At 69.0% G+C, this 18,998-nt stretch carries 13 protein-coding genes; 2 read left to right on the top strand and 11 right to left on the bottom strand.

Features of this window, described 5'->3' with window-relative positions; genetic code table 11:
• Together AWB81_RS21940 and AWB81_RS21935 are read left to right on the top strand one after the other, a co-directional pair.
• On the top strand, positions 1-1,392 hold the full coding sequence (locus AWB81_RS21940) for a serine/threonine-protein kinase (protein ID WP_062638655.1): 1,392 nt from the start codon (positions 1-3) through the stop codon (positions 1,390-1,392).
• A gap of 40 nt (positions 1,393-1,432) precedes the next feature.
• Entirely contained in the window at positions 1,433-2,254 is an 822-nt protein-coding gene (locus tag AWB81_RS21935) for a PP2C family protein-serine/threonine phosphatase (RefSeq protein ID WP_062638654.1), read from the top strand.
• On the opposite strand, the gene tagF is transcribed toward AWB81_RS21935, so the two are convergent.
• The 11 genes from tagF to tssE are packed head-to-tail and all read right to left on the bottom strand — an operon-like array spanning position 2,251 to position 18,987.
• A complete protein-coding gene (gene tagF, locus AWB81_RS21930) occupies positions 2,251-2,898 on the bottom strand; it encodes a type VI secretion system-associated protein TagF (RefSeq protein ID WP_062638653.1) in 648 nt (215 codons plus the stop codon). The genes AWB81_RS21935 and tagF overlap by 4 nt on opposite strands.
• Complete coding sequence (gene tssM / locus AWB81_RS21925) at positions 2,898-6,305, bottom strand: type VI secretion system membrane subunit TssM (protein WP_062638652.1); 3,408 nt, start codon at positions 6,303-6,305, stop codon at positions 2,898-2,900. The genes tagF and tssM overlap by 1 nt, the downstream gene beginning before the upstream one ends.
• Positions 6,306-6,345: 40 nt before the next feature.
• The gene (locus tag AWB81_RS21920) at positions 6,346-7,686 is read right to left on the bottom strand and encodes a DotU family type VI secretion system protein (protein ID WP_235025864.1); all 1,341 of its coding nucleotides are present in this window, start codon (positions 7,684-7,686) and stop codon (positions 6,346-6,348) included.
• Between the two features lie 33 nt (positions 7,687-7,719).
• Complete coding sequence (tssK, locus tag AWB81_RS21915; protein ID WP_062638651.1) at positions 7,720-9,078, bottom strand: type VI secretion system baseplate subunit TssK; 1,359 nt, start codon at positions 9,076-9,078, stop codon at positions 7,720-7,722.
• Positions 9,065-10,501 carry a type VI secretion system-associated FHA domain protein TagH gene (gene tagH, locus AWB81_RS21910; RefSeq protein ID WP_062638650.1) on the bottom strand — a complete coding sequence of 479 codons (1,437 nt, stop codon included), beginning with the start codon at positions 10,499-10,501 and terminating at the stop codon, positions 9,065-9,067. The genes tssK and tagH overlap by 14 nt, the downstream gene beginning before the upstream one ends.
• Entirely contained in the window at positions 10,498-12,501 is a 2,004-nt protein-coding gene (locus AWB81_RS21905; RefSeq protein ID WP_235025863.1) for a type VI secretion system Vgr family protein, read from the bottom strand. The genes tagH and AWB81_RS21905 overlap by 4 nt, the downstream gene beginning before the upstream one ends.
• 16 nt (positions 12,502-12,517) lie before the next feature.
• Positions 12,518-12,907 carry a DUF4280 domain-containing protein gene (locus AWB81_RS21900; protein WP_062638675.1) on the bottom strand — a complete coding sequence of 130 codons (390 nt, stop codon included), beginning with the start codon at positions 12,905-12,907 and terminating at the stop codon, positions 12,518-12,520.
• Between the two features lie 35 nt (positions 12,908-12,942).
• A complete protein-coding gene (gene tssH / locus AWB81_RS21895) occupies positions 12,943-15,561 on the bottom strand; it encodes a type VI secretion system ATPase TssH (protein ID WP_062638648.1) in 2,619 nt (872 codons plus the stop codon).
• The gene (tssG, locus tag AWB81_RS21890) at positions 15,558-16,589 is read right to left on the bottom strand and encodes a type VI secretion system baseplate subunit TssG (RefSeq protein ID WP_087135104.1); all 1,032 of its coding nucleotides are present in this window, start codon (positions 16,587-16,589) and stop codon (positions 15,558-15,560) included. The genes tssH and tssG overlap by 4 nt, the downstream gene beginning before the upstream one ends.
• Positions 16,574-18,451, bottom strand: a complete 1,878-nt coding sequence (gene tssF, locus AWB81_RS21885) for a type VI secretion system baseplate subunit TssF (protein ID WP_062638646.1) — start codon at positions 18,449-18,451, stop codon at positions 16,574-16,576. The genes tssG and tssF overlap by 16 nt, the downstream gene beginning before the upstream one ends.
• Positions 18,448-18,987, bottom strand: coding sequence for a type VI secretion system baseplate subunit TssE (tssE, locus tag AWB81_RS21880; RefSeq protein ID WP_062638674.1), 540 nt, complete (start codon positions 18,985-18,987; stop codon positions 18,448-18,450). Before tssE ends, tssF begins: the two co-directional genes overlap by 4 nt.
• Positions 18,988-18,998: the final 11 nt, after the last annotated feature.

Below are 18,998 nucleotides of genomic sequence, written 5' to 3'. Positions count from 1 at the left end.
ATGGAACCGCCGCCCGTCAGGTCGCTCGGCAGGTACCGCATCGAAGGGACGCTCGGTGCCGGCGCGATGGGCGTCGTGTATCGCGCGTTCGATCCGCGCCTCGACCGGCTCGTCGCGCTCAAGACGATTCGCCACGAGTTATTCGAGACCGGCGAGCGCGCAAGCCTGATGGCGCGCTTTCGCAACGAAGCACAGGCGGCGGGGCGGCTGTCGCATCCGAACATCGTCGGCGTCTACGACTATGGCGAGACGCAGGACACCGCCTATATCGCGATGGAGTTCGTCGCGGGACGCGGGCTCGATGTCCTGCTCGATGCGAGCAGCGGCCCCGTCGAGGTGTACACGGCGCTCGGCTGGTTCAGCCAGTTGCTGGCCGCGCTCGGCTTTGCCCACGCGCACGGCATCGTGCACCGCGACATCAAGCCGGCGAACCTGCTCGTCACCGAACACGGCCGGCTGCAAGTGACCGACTTCGGCATCGCGCACGTCGAATCGTCGACGCTGACGGTCGTCGGTTCCGTCGTCGGCACGCCGAGCTACATGTCGCCGGAGCAATTCTCGGGCGCTCCCGCCGATGGCCGTTCTGATCTCTTTTCGGCGGCGGTCGTGCTGTACCAGATGCTCACGGGTCAGCGGCCGTTCGTTGGAAGCTCGCCGGTCGCGGTGATGCAACAGGTGCTGCGCGAGACGCCGCGTGCGCCATCGCTCTGCAACCCGGCATTGCCCGCGGCGTTCGACGAAGTGCTGATGCGCGCACTGTCGAAAGACCCGGCAGCGCGCTTCCAGACACCGGCGGCGTTGCAACAGGCGCTGACCGACGCGATGGGACCGTCGGGCAACGCGCACGGCGATCACGAAATCGATCGCACCGTGCTCGTCACGGCGGCGAGTGGTCAGACCGGGTCCACTGCACCGGCCACGGATTCGTGGCGCGGCGACTGCGTGGGCTCGCCCGCAGCATGGTCCACCGCGACGCTCGCCGGCATCGAGGCGCGACTCGCCTCGCAGGTCGGGCCGGTCGCGCGCCTACTTGTCGCTCGCGGCGCGGCGCGCACGGCGGAGCTGTCTGCGCTCGTCGCACTGCTCGCCCCGCATATCCCCTCCGACAAGGGTCGCAGACAGTTCACGGACGCCTTCGCCGATGACGTGCAGACGTGCGCCACGCATCGCGCGACGCCACCGGATGGCTCGCACCTTCCGCACCCGAGCGTCGAAGAGACGCAGGCAGCCGCGCTGAAACTGGCTGTGTATCTCGGACCGATAGCGAACATCCTGGCCCGGCGAGAAGCCGCGCGCGCAGCCAGCCTGCAGGCACTGTACGAAAGCCTCGCCATCACGATCACGAACGAACACGATCGCGCCCGCTTCCGGCGCGACGTCGGACTGCAATGACAGAGCGCGCGCAAGCGCTCTCATCGAGGGAGACCCGACCATGATTTTCGACACACTGCCGACGCCGGCGCTGCTGCGCCTCGGCGACTGCTCGGCGTGCGGCCTGTCCGATCCGGGGCGCGTGCGCCGGGAGAATGAGGACCGTTTCCTGATCGACGCGAGCCTGAACCTGTTTGCCGTCGCCGACGGTATGGGCGGCCACGCGTTCGGTGCACGGGCCAGTTCGATTGCGCTCGAGCGCCTCGCGGCGATTCTTGCAACCTCACCGGTGCGCGAGAGCACGAAGCTCGCCGTCGACCCCGATGCCACGATCCACGACGACACGCTTGCGGCGATCCGCGCGCTGACCTATGCGCTCGACGACGCGAACGCCACGCTCCACGCGATCAACGTGCGCGAGCGCATCGCGGCGCATCGTTCGATGGGCACGACCGTGACGGGCATCTGGCGGCCGCTCGCCCCCGACCTCCTGATCGCGTTCCAGGTGGGCGACAGCCGGCTCTACCGTTATCGCAATGGCGCATTGCTGCAACTGTCGCGCGATCAGACGCTCTACCAGCAGGCACTCGATCTCGGCACCATCGACCATTTGCCGCCGCGCAACGTGCTCCTGCAGGCGCTCGGGCCGCTGCCATCGGTGGCACCTGTCATCGAAGCGCACGCGTGCGCGCCCGGCGACCGCTACCTGCTGTGCAGTGACGGGCTGCATGGCGAAGTGCCGCATCACGAGATCGAAGCGGTTCTGGCAGGGCTGCACGGATCGGAGATCGAGGCAGGATGCCAGCGTCTGATCGATCTAGCCCTTGAATCCGGAGGCAGGGACAACGTGACCGCAGTGATTGTCAGCGTCGACGCCGGCTAGATTCCGGCGCGGCCCGTCAATGGGCGATGCCACGCCCAGCCGCCGATCCGGCCGTCGATGAGGCCGGCGAAGCGCGCGGCATCCGGCAGGCCGCTGCAGCCTCGCAGCGACGGCGCGACGCTGTCCGATCCTTCGGTCCACCAGACGCTCATGCCGCGCGCGACAGCATCATCTGGCACCTCGATGCCCGGTCCCGCCCGCACTGTCGGGCAGACCGGCGAAAGCGCGACCAGGCCCTCATCCAGATCGTTGAGACGCGAACCTTTTTCGAGCGTCGCCAGCGCGAGTTCGCGGCAGCGCCCGAACCACGCGCCGGCTTTCGGCAGCCAGAGCGGCAGCGCGCCCGGATCGACGGGAGCCGCGATCGTCAGGGGAAAGTGGCGTCCGGCGAGATCCACGCTCGGCATCAGCACGCCCGCCCACCCGCTCCCGCCCACGATATCGCCGCCAAGGGCGAAACACCACAACGGCGCGTCCAGATAGGCATCGAGCCATGCGTGCCCGAGCGCCGCGCGGGTCGCGAGCATGCCGGTCTGCAGCATGGCGTCCCACGGCTCGACGAACGTGCGCGGCAGGCGTCTCGAGACGAAGTCGCCGTTGCCTCGCACCTTGCCGAAGCAGCCGGCGGTTCCGGGCGTTTGCATCACAGATGATCCGGGCAGCGAAACTGTTCGAGCGGCGCGCGCCGGAACGGATTGACGACGCTGTTCGCATCGAGTTCGAGCACGGCCTTGCGGCCCGCCGATTCGAGCGTCAGCTTGTAGCGCTCGGGCTGCGCGGTCGCTTCGAGCTTTCCCGCATCGATCAGGTGCAGCAGCGCCCACGGGCCGCTGGTATCGAACGAGACGGCCTGTCCGGCCGCCTGCGGCGCGAATTCCGCGCGCGCGTGCCCCGTATTCTTTCCGCTCGGCCACTGGAAGAACATCGACTGCAGCGTATCCGGCCTGACGACGAGTTGCTGGCCGTCGATATCGAGCGTCAGTTGCGCGACCGACGCATCGATCGCGAGCGGCTTCACGGCGAAGCGGACGGACAGGTCGCGTCCGCCGTCGCGAAAGAACGCGTCGCGGATCTGCGCGGCGCGCTGGAACTGCGCGAGCACATCGCGCGGCATGCCGGCGGGCGCCGCGCCCGCGCGCCACTGCCAGACGGGCGTGCTGGTATCGACCAGCGCCGCGAGGTTCTTCTGGAAGAAGTCGTCGATGAGGCCGCCCGGGCTGAAGAGCCTGGCAAAGTCGTCCGATGCGGCATCGCGCGTAGAGGTGCGAACGAGCGGATAGCGGCCGTCGAGCGCCTTGTGGCACTGGCTCGCGAGCCTGAGCTTGCCCAGCGCGTCGCCAGCAGGCGCGGCCTGGCCCATGCGACGCGCGGCGTCCGCTGCGTCGAGATAGACGGCGACGTCCTTCAGCGGCGCGAAAGCCTGATCGAGCGCGGCGGAGTCAGCCGGCTTGCCCGCGAGGTCATGCAGGGCCTGGAAGTGCGCATCGACCGGTGTCGTGGTCGGAGCCGTTTCGGCTGCGGGTGCTGCTGGCACCGCCTCACTGCCGAGTGCGGCGGCGACGCGCCTGCGCGCCGCTTCGATAGGGCCGGCGGGCTGCGCGCCGTGCTCGCTGGTCGTCCGTCCGACGGACACGTCGGCAAGCGTCGTTTCCCGCGCCGCCGCGACGATCAGCTTCTTCAGTGGCGAGTCATGCGCCGACAACTGGTTCGCCACGCGCGCGCCATCGGACAAGCCCATGAACGGCGCGACGGTCACGTCCGCAAGCAAGCCATCCCACGCGCGGATATACGCGTCGAAATAGCGCTGGTCGAGCGCGGCTCGCAACCCGGCGATGCCTTCCGGCGTCGGCGCGACGTCGTCGCGGCCGAGCACCCACGCATCTTTCGCGACATCGGCCAGCGCGACGTCGCGCACCCGCGTGTACTGGGCGTAGCCGGCGCGCGTGTAGGCGCCCGGCACGCCGCCCGTCAGCGCCGCCCCGCTCGCCCGCGCGAGCACGAGCGGCGCGTTCGGCCCGGCAGCCTCGCTGACGCTGAACGCAGACAGGTTCTCCTGGTTCAGTTCGCGATCCACGCGATCGCCGATGCGCTGCGCGAGCGGCAACGCGCCGAGACTCGCACGCGCCTGCGCGATCAGCGCGCCGTCGAGCGGCAGCGACGGATCGAAGCCGGATTTGTCGAAGAGCGCCGCCAGATGCGCATCGAGCGCCCGCTGCTGGGCCGCGTTCGCGTCGCGCTGGAGGTCGCGCGCCACCCATGCGCGCACGGCGTCGGCGTCGTAGTGACGCGGATCGCCGAGCATCAGGTAAGTGCGCAGCGCTTCGTAGCGATGTTCGGGCGAGTCCGCCGCGCCGTGACGCAGCGCATCCGCGAGCCGCGCGACGACGAGCGGCAGCAACGCCTGGTCGAGCAGACGCCGGTAGGTCACCTGCGCCTGCTGACCGAGCTTGTCGCCCTGATACAGCCACAGGCGCGTGAGCCACGGCACCGGCTTGCCCGCGTCCGCGTAGCCGCCGGGAAGCGCGCGCGCCGCATCGAGAAGCGGCAGCACCGCGAGCGGATCGCCATCATTGCCGCGCTCTTGCGTCATTTGCTGCAGGCGATGCATCTGCTGATCGAACGACGCGACGAACGCACGGTTGCGCTCGTAGCTCACTGCCATGCCTGCGAGCGCCAGCGCGAGCGCGACGCCGATCAGCGCGAGGCCGCCTCGCTGCAGCCACGCGCGGCAGCGCTCGAGCCGCGGATTGGCGCCAGCAAGCCCCGCCTCGCCGATCACGACCTCCGTCAGCAGCCGGTTGATGAAGTACGCCCGGCCGGCCGCCTCGCGGTTGAAGGCCACATCGCGGTTCAAGCCGAAGCGCTGCGCCAGCGAGCTGATCGCGCGGTCGATCGGCCGACCATGCTGCGTGCCGCTCGTGAAATAGACGCCGCGCAGCAGCGGCGCGGCTTCGTAGCGCGTGCCGCGAAAGGTGTCGTCGAGAAAACGGCGCAGCGCCGGCTGGAGACCCGCGAACTGTTGAGGAAACGCGTAGATCAGCGCGCGGCGATGCACGTCGGTTTCGCGCTGCATGCGATGCAGCACGCGCGCGTGAAGCCGTGTGCCGAGTGCATCGAATTCGGCGGGAAACGCGCCGAGCGCACTGTCCGCACTCGCCGATTCATCGAGCGGGAACGTCATGCCCCACACCTGCGCGCGCTCCTGCTCGCCGAGGTCGTCGAAGAACTCGGTGAAACCGGCGAGCAGGTCGCACTTCGTCACCACCAGATAGACCGGGAAGCGCATGCCGAGACGCTCCGTGAGTTCGTTCAGCCGGGCGCGCACGACCCGCACGTGCGCGGCGCGTGCGTCATCGTCCTGGCGCAAGAGATCCGCCGCCGACAGCGCGACGATGATCCCGTTCAGCGGACGGCGCGGACGATATTTGCGCAGCAGTTGCAGGAACCCGGACCAGGCGGACTCGTCGGCCTGGGCGTCGCTGTCCTGCGTCGTGTAGCGGCCGGCCGTGTCGACGAGCACGGCGTCGTCGGTGAACCACCAGTCGCAATGACGCGTTCCGCCGACACCGCCGATCGCATCGTCCCCGAGCTTTTCGCGCAGCGGGAAGCGCAGCCCGGAATGCGTGAGCGCGGTGGTTTTGCCGGTGCCCGGCGCGCCGATGAACATGTACCACGGCAACTGATACATCCACTGGCTGCCGAAGGTGCCTTTCACGCGGGCCTTGCGCAGCATGGCAAGCGCCTGTTCGAAGCGTTCGCGCAAGAGCGCGATGTCGGCGCTGCCCGCGGCCTGCGAAGGCGTCTGCGCCGCCACGCCGCTGACGAAGCGCACGTTGACGATCCGCCCGGCGAGGAAGCGGCCGGCCCACGCCAGCGCCCAGGCCAGCAGCAGGAAGCCGATCGCGAACCAGCGGCTTTGCTGCGTTTCGAACGGCACGTGAGAGCCGAACGCGAAGAGGGGCCCTTCGAACCACAACGCGAGCGCAAGCCCCGCCACGCCCACGAGGGTCAGGCCTTGAGGCGTCTTTATCCATCCAGCGAGCTTTTTCATTCGATGTCTCCCCGTCGGGCGATGTCTTCAAAGCGGCGCGTCATGACGACGCTCCCGGTGCAAGCAAGGTGATCTCCACGCGGCGGTTCTTCGCGCGTCCCGCTGGCGTGTCGTTCGGGGCAAGCGGCTCGGCGTCGCCGCGTCCTTCGGCGGTGAAGCGTTCCGGCGTGCCGGTGGCCGCCGCGAGCCGCGCGCGCACGCTGTCGGCGCGCACCTGCGACAGATGCCAGTTCGACGGGAAACGCGCCGACAAAAGCCGCTGGTCATCCGTGTGACCGATGACGACCACCCTGCCCGGCACCGCCTTCAACGCATCTGCGATTCTCGTCAGCAGCGGGTCATAGGCGGGGTCGGGCGTCGCGCTGGCGGATGCGAACAGCCCGTCGCCGTTGATCGCGACCACCGTGCGGTCGGCTCCCTCGCGCACCGTGACGAGTCCCTGCGCGATTTCCGGCGCGAGGAACGTCGCAAGCTTCGCGCTGGCGGCGGGCATCGCCGGAAGCGGCACGGCGACGGCGTGCTGCGACGGCGGGTTCGCGCGAATCCGGTTCATCGCATCGAACACGGGGTCCGATGCGCGGTTCAGGCTCACGCCGAGCGCCACATGCGTCGCGGCCAGCACGACGCCGGCGAGCGCCGCCGCCACCCACAGCGGCACGAGTTGCGACAGCCGGCGGCGCGTGCGCTGCACCGGCTGCCAGTGCAGCGACAGTTCCGTCTCGAAGGCGCCGCGCTGCGCGCGGATCATCCGCTCCAGCCGTTCGCGCACGGACTCCAGTTGCGTGCGTCCGCCATCGATCAGGCGATAGCGACCCTCGAAGCCAAGCGACAACATCACGTAAATCAGTTCGAGGACGTCGACGTTTCCCGCCGGGTCCTGTGCGAGTCGTTGCAGGATCAGGAAAAAGCGCTCGCCGCCCGACGCCTCGTTGTGAAACGTTACGAGCAGGCTGCGGCTCGCCCACACGCCGCTGCCCCATGGCGTTCCGGAGATCGCCTCGTCGATGCAGGTGCACAGGCAATAGCGCGCTGCAGCGAGCCGTTCGGTGTCGATGCCGCTCGCGCGCGCGTCGTGCTCGAAAGCGCGAACCATCTGCACGAGTTGGGCGCGCAGCGCCTCGATATCGGTCAGCGACGGACGCGTGCGCAACGGCAGCGCGAGTTCGAGCAGCGGGTTGGCGGCGCGCAGGAGCGGGTTCAGGCCGCTCGCGACGTCGATGACCGGCGCCTGGCGCGATGGCCGGGCGTTCGCGCCCGCGTGTTGCTGCGATTGCGCGGGCGCGTCCATGCCGGCCTGCGCCGCGCGCCGCCCGCCCGGTTGCGGGATCAGCATGGTTTCATCCGGGTCGGTGCTCGCCACCGGCAGTGTCTGGTCGTTCACGGTCTCATCCTTCGAAGGTGCAGGCGGCGTCGTTCATGGACGGATGGCCCAGAACTCGAGCGCGAGTCCCGGGAAGTCGCCGGCGACATGCAGCGCCACGCCCGCCGATGTCGCGAACTGCTTCCACAGTTCGCTGCTCCGGTCGAGCTCGAAGTAGGTGAAGCCGGCGTGGAACGGCAACTGGCGCGGCGCGACGGGAAGCACCCGCAGCCCGATCCCCGGCAGCTGGAGATTGACCAGATCGCGGATACGCTCCACCGGTCCGAGCTTCGCCTGCGACGGGAAGCCGTTCAGCAGCGCGGCAGGCGCGAGATCGGCCTTGACCGCGAGCACGAAGCTCGCCGAGCGGAACAGGTCGCGATCGGGCACGACCGCGACGCGCAGCCCGTACTTGCGCTCTTCCAGCGCGATCGGCACCGCGTGCGGGTCCATGACCATGCCGAGCGCGGCACGCAATGCATCGACGACAGGCGTGAACGTTTCATCGAGCCGCTCGTGCCGGTAGACCGGGAACGCGCACGGCCGCTTGCCCTGGCCGAAGGTCGCGAGTTCGCCCGCCAGTTGCAGCGCGTGATGATGCAGGTCGTGCGGATGCAGGCCGGTCGTCGATGCGATGCCTGCGAAAAGCGGTTCCGCGCGATTGAGCACCTGCAGCAACAGGAAGTCGGCGATCTCGGCCGCGCCCGTGGACGCCGGCTGGGCGAGGCGTGCCGCGAGCGCATCGGCGCGCTGGTGCAGCAGGCCGACGAGTTCATCGACGAACGACGAGAGCCGGCGCGTCACGCGATAGTCGAGGCACGGCGGGGCGTAGCCGGCATCGAGCACGACGCGGTTGTCGGCGCGGCGCTCCACGATGCGCACGACGCCGAGCGACGTATGCGCATGGGCGACGTCCTGCTCGAACGCGAGGCGCAACTGGAGCTTGCCGACCTGCACGAGCGCCGCGCCCGTCGCGCCTTCGTTGCTGTCGAGCACTTCGGCCTCGGCGATGCGATGCCGCGCGAAGCCGTCGCGATGCGCGTCGCCCGGCGTCTGTGCGGCCGATGCAGCATGCATGGCTTCGGGCACGCCACGGCGCGCCGCCGGCAACGCGAGCACGACCGTCAGGTCGCGCGCGTCCTCGGGCACCGCGAGCGGCAACGGAAGTTCGTCGTCCGACGGCAGCCGGAACGGGCTGCCGTCCGGCAGCACGCCGGCGCACGCGGTCAGCGCGATGCGGCCGAGCTTCAGTTGCTCGGCGTCGATCGCCAGTTCCGAGAAGCCGAATGCGTAGGGGCGCAGCGCCGCGCAGCGCGCATCGATCTGCGCGCGCACGTAGCGGTCGTGTTGCTGGAGGTGCTGCGGCTGCAGCAGCATCCCTTCTGACCAGATCACCTTGTTATTCCAGGACATTGTCGTCTCGCTGCGTGTGAGTGAAGGTCTGCGGCTCGCCGCCGGACATGAGGCCCGCTTGCCGCTCGTATGCATCGTTGAAGGCGCTGCCGCAGAGCGCCTGAAGGTCGTCGGCGCTCGCGCGGGTGAGTTCGCGATGCAGCGCGACCAGGCGATCCCACTGCCTCGCCTTGCGGCACGCGGGCAGCCAGTCGAGCCAGTGGTGTGCCGTTTCGGCGACTGCTATTGCCTGAGGATCGAAGCGGCCGAGCAGATGCTGGATTGCGGCGCGCATGCCGCCGAGTACCGCGAGTTCGTGGCGGCGGATGTCGTCGAAAGCGCCCTGCAGCGCGGTCTGCGCCGGCAGATAGCCGCCGCTGCGGCCGGCGAGCATCTGCTGCAGCGCGCTGTCGCCATCGGGAAAGAACTTCAACGGGTTGTTGTCGCGTTGCAGAAGGAGCGTGGTGTCGAGACGGACTTCGCGCTTGAGCACCGAGCGCGACAGCAGCACGTCCACCGCACCTCGCACCGCCGTGCGCAGCATCGTGCCCGCAAGGCGGGCGAGTTCCGTGGCGCTGCGCTCGCGCAGCGCGGATGCATCGATGCCGAGGCCTTCGAGCAAGGCGTTGAGCGTCGGGTCGTCGGTCGCGGGCGCGGTGCGCGCCATTTCCGGGACGGCCGGTTGCAGCGACCGCTCGCCAGACAACTCCATCGAAGCCGATACCGGCTCCGGTCGCTGCGGCACGAACGGCTCGTCCTGCAGCGGATCGTAATCGTGCGGAATGCCCGCGGCGGCTGCAGCCGGCGGCATCCAGGCGAACTGCTCCGGCGGGACGTGATCGCTCTCGGACCCGGCGAACGCCGCGCGTCCGCCCGGGCGCAGGGCGTGCCTCCGTGCCGCATCGGCCGGCGTGCCGAGAGGATCGAACATCGCGCCCGGCACAGGCGAGCCGGAGAGCACGGCAGCATGCGCGAGCGGATCGCCGGAGAGCGCGGCTGCCCCGGCGCTGGCGAGCGGATCGAAGACGCGCTCGTCATGCACGCCGGGCGGCGCGTCGAAGCCGTCCGCGACCGCGCGCTCGACGGTGCGAACTTCGAGCCGATAGCCACCGATCTCCAGCCGGTCACCATTGGCAAGCCGCGCCGGGCGGGCGGCGGCAAGCGGCCGCCCGTTGAGCCGGCTCGGGTTGCTGCCGAGGTCGGTGAGCCGCCAGCCGTCCTCGCTCCAGTCGATGCGCGCCTGCACGCGCGATACCGTCTTGAGCGCGTCGGGCAGCACCATCGTGCTGTCGGGTCCGCGTCCGATGGTCCCGCCCGCCGTGCCGAATCCGCAGGCGAGCGGCGCGTCGGGCGCGGCGCCCTGATAAGTCCTGACCGCGAGCGTCATGCGCATCGTGTCTTCCTCGTGCGCGTGGTGCGCGTAGTGTTCGGCGGGCGCGTTCATTGCGAACCGTCGTCGGCTTGTTGCGGATCGGCGGGCGCATCGGGCCTGGCGCTCATTGCGCTCGCCCCGCCACCCGCGCCGCCGCAGTTGATCTTCACAAGCACGCCGTCGATCGTCACCGGCCCGGACGCGCTGATCGCGATGCCTTGCGGCCCGAGCACGATGGTGTTGCCGCCCGCCTTCAGCGTGAGCGTGCTGCCGGCTTCGATGGTCACGTTGGCAGCACCCTTGAGGTCGACGTTGCCGCCCGCGCTGAGCGCGAGATTCGCGCCGGTCTTGTGCTGCGTGTCGGCGCCGACATCAAGCGAGTACTTGCCGCCGATGCGTCCGCTGTGACTGCCGTCGAGCGCGTCGCTGCGATCACCGCCGCAGCGCGCGAAGTCGCTTTTTTCGACGATCACATGCCGCTCGTTGCCGATGCGCGCGAGCGCGTCGTGCCCGACCCAGGTGTCGAAATTGCGCTCGGCGTGGAAGAACAGTTGTTCGGCGCCCTTGGCATCGTCGAAGCGCATTTCGTTGAAGCCGTTGCCGCCTTTGGTGGAGTTGGTCTTGAGCGTCGTGCGCGCCATCTTTCCGGCTGGCGTGTAGGGCGGCATCTGCGCGGCGTTATGGACGCTGCCGATGACGAGCGGCTGATCCGGATCGCCTTCGATGAAATCGACCAGCACTTCCTGGCCGATGCGCGGCAGGAAAAATGCTCCGAAGCCCTTGCCCGCCCAGGGCTGCGCCACGCGCACCCAGCAGCGTTGAAGCGACGCGCGCGACTCCTGCGGCGTGAGCTGTTCCCAGTGGAACTGCACCTTGATGCGGCCATACTTGTCCGTGTGGATTTCCTCGCCGGCAGGCCCGACGACCACCGCTGTCTGCAGTCCGGCGACACGTGCGCGCGGCGTGATGCGCGCGGCCCGAAACCCGGCGTCGCGGGGCAGCGCCTCGAAAGCGCAGTCGAATACATGGGGCTGAGCCGCCGCGTCGAGCGTGGACAGATAGGCGTCCGAGTTGAGTTCGTAGTCCGCCGCAACGACGAGGTATTCGCCGTTCTGTTCCTTCAGCGGGTGCTCGGCGAGCCGCAACAGCGTGCCGGGACAGATGCCGCGCACCGTCGCGTGGCCGCGCACGCATGCGTTGGCCGCCTGATGCCCCTGCGCGTGCGCCTTCGCATAGCGTTCGGCGTCGTCGTGCCGCGTGTAGCCGAGGCCGTGTTCCTGCATCACGTAGACCGGCTCGTCGTAGCGCTTCATCCGGCGTCCGCGTGCGAGCAGGCCCTCTTGCTCGCTTTGCGACGGCTTTTCGAAGTCGTAGTCGTTCGTCTCGACGATGCCCGCCTGCACCTCGCCGCCCGTGGACCAGCCGTAGATGCATTCATGCTCGCCGGGCGCCGCGGCTTGCGGCCGATAGACAAGCGGCGCGTAGTGCGGCATGGCCGCGTGCACTTGCGACGAGTCCGTCAACACGAGCTTGTGCTTGCGGTCGCGATGTTCGAAGAAGTAGTAGATGCCTTCGCGCTCGGCGAGCCGGCTGACGAAATCGAAGTCGGTCTCGCGATACTGCGCGCAGTGCTCCAGACTCGGATATGTGGCCGAGCACAGGTTATCGAAGTCGATGTGATAGTCGCTCAGCACCCGGGCGATGATTGCGGGCACTGTCATCTGATGGAAGAACCGGCTGTGCGACGCGCGCGTGAGCAACCAGAGGCGCGGCCGCACGGTCGCCCGGTATATCGCGGGGCGGTTCGGCTTCGTGCTGGCGGGCTGCGCCAGCACGAATGCGCTCACGATGCCGTTGAATTGCCGCTCCCCGCCGCCAGGAATATCCAGCGCGATCGACAGGTCGCTGCCCAGCATCGCGGCGATGTCGAGATCCGAACGCTCGGCGAAGAGATCGAGCGTCCACGCTGAAAGCCGGCCCAGTTCCTCGCGCCCGCGCATGCGGTAAAGCACCAGCGCGTCGGGCCCGAGTGCGCAGGTCAGCTTGGCAATGCGGTGGGTATCGGTCAGCATCATCGCTCCTCTCGCGTCAGGGAATTTGCGTCTCGCGCGTGGCGGGATCCGCGACCGCGACCACGCCGCCCCAGGCGCACGTGCAGACCGACACGTTGTCGAGCGACGGCTGGTTGCCGAGCAGCACGGTCGTCGCGCCGGGCGTCCACGGCTGTGCGGTAGCGGGCACGCATGGCATCGGAGTCGGGACGCCGAGCGCGGCGGCGGTCGCCGCGGCCACCTGCGGATTCGCGGGCGACGTGCACATCCCGAACGGCATGATGTTCACGAGCGGGACGTGGTCCATGATGTTCGCGGCGATCGGCCCTTCGCAGAGCACGCGGTTGACCGGCAGCACGACGAGCGTCGACGGCGCCATGCCGAACGAACACTGCAGCGTCGCACCCATGCTGACTTGTTGCGGCATCATCGGCTCCTCTGGTGTGATGTGCGTTCGCGCGTTCAATCGAACGCGTAGGTGAATTCGCCGTCGCGCGCGCTGACCTCCACCTTCGCGACTTCGCGGCCTTCCATCAGGCGCGCCAGGAATTCGGCGCTGATGCGCGGCAAGAGCGTGTTGGTGAGGATCGCGTCGATCATGCGTCCGCCGCTTTCGAACTCGGTGCAGCGGCTCGCGATCTGACGGACCATCGCGTCGTCGTAAGCGAACGTCACGCGATGCCGCTCAGCAATGCGACGCTCGATGCGCGCGAGTTGCAGGCGGATCACGGCGTCGAGCATCGTGTCGTCGAGCGGGTAGTACGGAATCACCACGACGCGACCGAGCAGCGCGGGCGGAAACACCTCGACGAGCGGCGCCCGCAGCGCCCGCGCGATCACTTCGGGCGCGGGCGTCTCACGCGCATCGCCGCACAGACGCGTGACGAGCTCGGTGCCGACGTTGGTGGTCAGCAGGATCAGCGTGTGGCGAAAATCGATCTGGCGGCCGTCGCCGTCTTCCATGCGGCCCTTGTCGAAGACCTGGAAGAAGAGTTCGTGCACGTCCGGATGAGCCTTCTCGAACTCGTCGAGCAGCACGACGCTGTAGGGACGCCGGCGCACCGCCTCGGTCAGCACGCCGCCCTCGCCGTAGCCGACATAGCCGGGAGGCGCGCCTTTGAGCGACGACACCGTATGCGCCTCCTGGTACTCGCTCATGTTCACGGTGATGACGTTCTGCTCGCCGCCATAGAGCGCCTCGGCGAGCGCGAGCGCTGTCTCGGTCTTGCCGACACCCGACGTGCCCGCGAGCATGAACACGCCAACGGGCTTCTCCGGGTTGTCGAGGCCGGCGCGCGAGGTCTGCACTCGCCGCGCGATCATCTGCATCGCGTGTTGCTGGCCGACGACGCGCCGGTTCAGCGTCGCCGCGAGATCGAGCACGTTGGCAATGTCGTCGCGCATCATCCGGCCCACCGGAATGCCGGTCCAGTCCTGCACGACCGACGCCACCGCCTGCCGGTCCACCGCAGGCAGGATGAGCGGCGTTTCGCCCTGGCGTTGCGCGAGTTCCTGCTGGAGCGCCTGCAGTTCGGCAAGGCGCGCGGCATCGGTCCCGTCGGACGCTTCGAGTTCGCTCTGCAACGCGAGGATGCGCGCGACCAGCGCTCGCTCCGCTTCATGGCGCGTGCTCAGTTCAGCGAGCCGCGCGCGCTCGCTGTCGAGCCGGGCGGCCACATCGGCGGCCCGCGCGGCTGTATCGATACCGAGCGCGGCCTCGCGCGCGACGATCTGCGCTTCCGTTTGCCACGCATCGATACGCCGGCGCGCATCGTCGAGCGCCGGCGGCAGCGCATGCTGGCTCACCGCGACGCGCGCGCACGCGGTATCGAGCAGGCTCACGGCCTTGTCCGGCAACTGGCGCGCAGGGATGTAACGATGCGAAAGCGCGACTGCCGCTTCGAGCGCTTCGTCGAGCACCTGCACGCCGTGATGCTGCTGCATCCCGAGTGCGAGGCCGCGCAGCATCGTGACGGCGCACGCCTCCGACGGCTCCGGCACCTGCACCACCTGAAAGCGCCGCGTGAGCGCCGGGTCCTTCTCGATGTGCTTCTTGTATTCCACCCACGTCGTCGCGGCGATCGTGCGCAGCGTGCCGCGCGCGAGGGCGGGCTTGAGCAGGTTCGCCGCGTCGCCGGTGCCGGCGGCGCCGCCCGCGCCGACGAGCGTGTGAGCTTCGTCGATGAAGAGGATCACCGGCTTCTCCGATGCCTGCACCTGCTCGATCACCTGCTTCAGCCGCTGCTCGAATTCGCCCTTCATGCTCGCGCCGGCCTGCAGCAGGCCGACATCGAGCGTCCGGACGACGGCATCGCGCAGGGAAGGCGGCACTTCGCCCGCGACGAGGCGTTGCGCGAATCCTTCGACGACCGCCGTCTTGCCGACGCCCGCTTCGCCCGTCAGGATCGGATTGTTCTGGCGCCGGCGCATCAGGATGTCGATGACCTGGCGGATCTCGTCGTCGCGGCCGACGATGGGATCGAGCTTGCCGCTACGGGCCTCGGCGGTGAGGTCGACGGTGTAGCGTTCGAGCGCGTCCTGGCCGCCGAGCGGATCCGTCTGCGGACCTGCGTGCCGGTCGTGCTGCGTGTGCTCGGCGGACCCTTCCGGCGAACCCGCGAGCAATGCGTCGAATCGCTCCGACAGCGCGTCGAGGCTGATCTTCTCGAACTGGCGCGAGATGGCGAAAAGCGCGTTGCGCAGGTTCGGCGTGCGCAGGATGCCGATCACCAGATGGCCCGTGCGCACCTTCGCCGCGTTGAACATCAGCGAGCCGAACACCCAGCCTCGTTCGACCGCTTCATCGACCTGCGCCGAGATGTCCGAAACCGACATCGAGCCGCGCGGCAGACGATCGAGCGCGGCGGTCAGGTCGCGGGCGAGCACGGCGTGATCCAGTTCGAAGTGCCGCACGATCCGCTGCAGGTCGCAGTCCTGCGCGAGCAGGATCTGATGCAGCCAGTGAGCGAGCTCGACGTAGGGATTGCCGCGCAGCTTGCAGAAAACGGTGCCGCTTTCGATCGCGCGATACGCGAACGCGTCCAGTTTGCCGAACAGCGCGAGACGACTGATCTCAGTCATGGAAGGTCTCCAGTTGGCGGGGGCTCGCACGCGTCCCGTGCGATGACGACCCGATGATGGTCATGAACCGGCGTGCCGCTCGTGAGCCACGTCGACCAGCCGAGACGCGCGCCGGGTTCCGGTGTGGCGCCGAGGCGCAGCGCGGGCACTTCGTCGCGCTTCAGATGCAGCACCACGTCCCAGTCGAGCGGATCGCGCACGTAGTTGCGCACCCAGTCGGCGAGCTTGCTCAGGCTCGCGCCGCCGGGAAGGAAGCGCTGGAAATCCTTGAAATCGAGCGGCCCGAGCTCGATGCGGAACTTGTGCTGGCAGTCCCACACCTGCGTGCCGACCACCGACGAGACGCCCAGCCGCGCGCCGCCGAGACGCGTGCGGGCATCGTCCGGCAACGTGATCCAGTGGCCGCGCCACGGCTCGACCGCAACCGGCACGCCGAAGAACCGCGCGAGGATGAGTTGCAGTCCGCTCGCATGGCGCGTCGGTGCGGCGAGCACGCCTGCGAAGTGCAGCTTGGCGGCATCGGGTACCGCGCCGCGATCGTGCAGTGCAGGCGCGCCAAGGCCGAACAGGCTGCCGAGGTAATCGGCGAAGCGGTCGTCGCTCGGGCGGTCCGCGCTCACCACCGGCTGCGCGTCGGCCCATGCACGGTAGAAGAGCGACAGCATGCGGTGATGGAACACGTCGAGAAATCGCGCGATTGTGGCATCGCCTGCGTTGCGGGCACGTTCGCGCACATAGGCCGTCAGGTGCGTGGGCAGCGGACCGTTCGGGCCGAGAAGCCCGAGGAAATTCACCGCCAGGCGGCCGGGACCGCCCTCCCCGCCGGGCGTGTAGTCGCCGAGCGCGGTCGGGTGGAAGATCAGCTCCGGATCCTGCGAAAGGCGCACGGCGTCGTCACGGGCGCTGAGCGAGCGGCCGAGGCGCGGACGCTCCGGATGCGTCCGGTCGAGGAGGCGCAGCGCCTGGAAGAAGTCGAAGCGGCGTGCGTCGCGCGCGAGGGCGCGGTCGAGGTCTAGAGCGTCGCGCATCGTCCGGTCCTCGCAGGCCATTGCATGATCGGTCCGCGCGAGAGGGTCGCGACGGCGGTCTCGGTGAACGAGTTGATCGACACGTACTGCGCGAAGAAGCGCGCGAGAACCGCGCCGAGCAGGAAGGCGCCCGCGCCCTCGAAAGCGGCATCGTCGAACTGGAGCGTGATGCGCAGGCCGCGCCCGAACACGATCGGTCCCGGCGAAGGCATGCGCCGCACGACCGGCGCCGCGACGACCGAGCGCAGCCCTTCGATCTGCCGGTGCGCGGCGGTATCTCCCGCCGGGCAGTAGAGCGCCAGCATCTCGCGCAGCGCGCGGGCGCCATGCTGCGGATCGCTGTCGACGAGCGACGCATAGTTGAGCGACAGGTGATTCAACAGCCGCCACGCCGCCGGTCCCTGCGCGAACGACGGCAGCGGCCGGCTCGGACCCGCCACGCAGCGCACGGCCGTAACGGGCGCTTCGGCGTCGAGGGTGAAATCGGTCGAGCCGGTACCGATCGGCATCGAGAGCGGCAGGTCGCGGTTCGTGCACCATGCGGCGACGCCGAGCTGGCGCAGTTCGCCCCGCACCGGCACGCTCGATGCATCGACCAGCGCGATGAACGTCTCGCTGCCGAGATAGCTGCTGCGCGCGCCGTGTTGCTGCTGCCGCGCCGACGGCCGCCGCGCCTCCCGGCGCAACTGGTAGAACGCGCCGCCTTGCTGCGGCATATCCAGATCCTTCGCGCAGTGGAACGGCCGGAACTGCTGCTCGGCGCTCGCGCCCGCGCCATAGCCGGTCACTTCGTCGATCTGGTGGATTTCGTAATCCATCGGCCGGGTCCGGTCGACGACGACGTGATACTCGAAGTCCGAATCGGCGAGCGCGATGCGGTCGGTGCGGCGGCGGAACAGGTTCACCGCCGGCGTGCAATGGAGCGCGAAGTGCGATACGTCCACCGAGCGTTCGAGCGACGCATCCGCCCCGTCGAGCAGGACGATCAGTTCGACTTCCCGCTCGCGGCACCCGCGCAACGCTTCGCGCAATCCGCCGATCTCGACGAACATGAAGCGCGGCGCGAATGCGAAATACTCCTGCAGCAGCCGGTAGCCGTCGAACGATTGCTGGCTCACGGGCAACAGCGCTTCGTCCTCGCCAAAGCCGAGCGGCTGGAGCGCGGCCTTCGGCAGCAGGGTTCCCGCCCCGGCGCCATGCAGCACGGCAACGCCCATGCAACCGGCCAGCAGCCGCTCGTGGATGCGCGCCGGCAGGCCGTCGGCGCCGCGCAGATAGAGCGCAAGGCGATCGAGTGCGAGGCGCTCGAACGTCAACGTGCCGGTCGTGCGCAGACGCAACCGCAACCCTGCCTTGACGCCGGCTGGCACTGCCAGGCCCGCAGCGCCCAGCGACCCCGTATGCGTGAAGAACTTCGCGTGCGTGATCTCGATCGGCCACAGCGTCACCGCGTGCGCGGTGCGGTATTCGCAGCGCGTCGAACCCGACTTGTCGAGCATGCTTCGCAGCATCGTGTTCCGCGCCACGACGGCGCCCTCCGGACTCGCCGCGAGCTGCGGATTGGAATGGTCCGCCTGCAACTGCACGACCGCCATCGACGGCGTCGGCGCGAGATAATGCGGATACGCCAGCTCGGTCAGGTGTTGCGTGAAGCGCGGAAACTCGGCGTCGAGCTTCAATTGCACGCGTGCGGCGAGGAAGCTGAAGCCTTCGAGCAGGCGCTCGACATACGGGTCCGCGCATTCGATGCCATCGAGCCCGAGCCTTCCTGCGACCTTCGGAAACGCGGCGGCGAACTCACCGCCCATCTCGCGCAGATGCTGGAGTTCCTGGCTGTAATACTTGAGAAGCGCCGGGTTCATGCCTGCTGCTCCGCGAGTTCGGTGCGCCGTGCCGCGCCACCATCGACGATGCGCACCTCACCCGCTTCGAGGTCCAGTTCCGTACGCAGATAAAGACGCTCGGGGTACGGCTGCGACCACATCTCGGCTTCGATCCCGAAGCGGATCACATGGGCGCGCGACGCGCCCTTCGCGTCGTCGAGCGCCGTGACGCGCACCGTATCGCGCACGAGCCGCGGTTCGAAGGCCCAGAGCGCATCGCGGATCAGCCGCTCGATCGCAGCCGGCGTCAGGCCCGTGACGTTGCGCCCCGCAAGATCCGGCAGGCCGTAGTTGAGGACCGAAGTCGCCACATGCGGAAAGCCAGCGAGGTCCTGCACCGCGTCGAGCCCGCTCGCGTTCAGCAGCCAGCCGATGTCGCGCTGCACGCTGTCGCGCAACGCACGTTGCGACAGCACGCGCCGCTCGCGCGTTTCGTGGCGCGCGTCGGGTTCGAGATCGGTGAGGCGATCGAGCAACGACGGTTGCAGGCGGTCCCGGGCGGTCAGTTCGGACATTTGATGCTCCT

Source organism: Caballeronia arationis (assembly GCF_001544975.2).
Classification (GTDB): domain Bacteria; phylum Pseudomonadota; class Gammaproteobacteria; order Burkholderiales; family Burkholderiaceae; genus Caballeronia; species Caballeronia arationis.
Note: the sequence above shows the minus strand (reverse complement) of the source record. Positions and strands in the feature narration are given on the sequence as shown.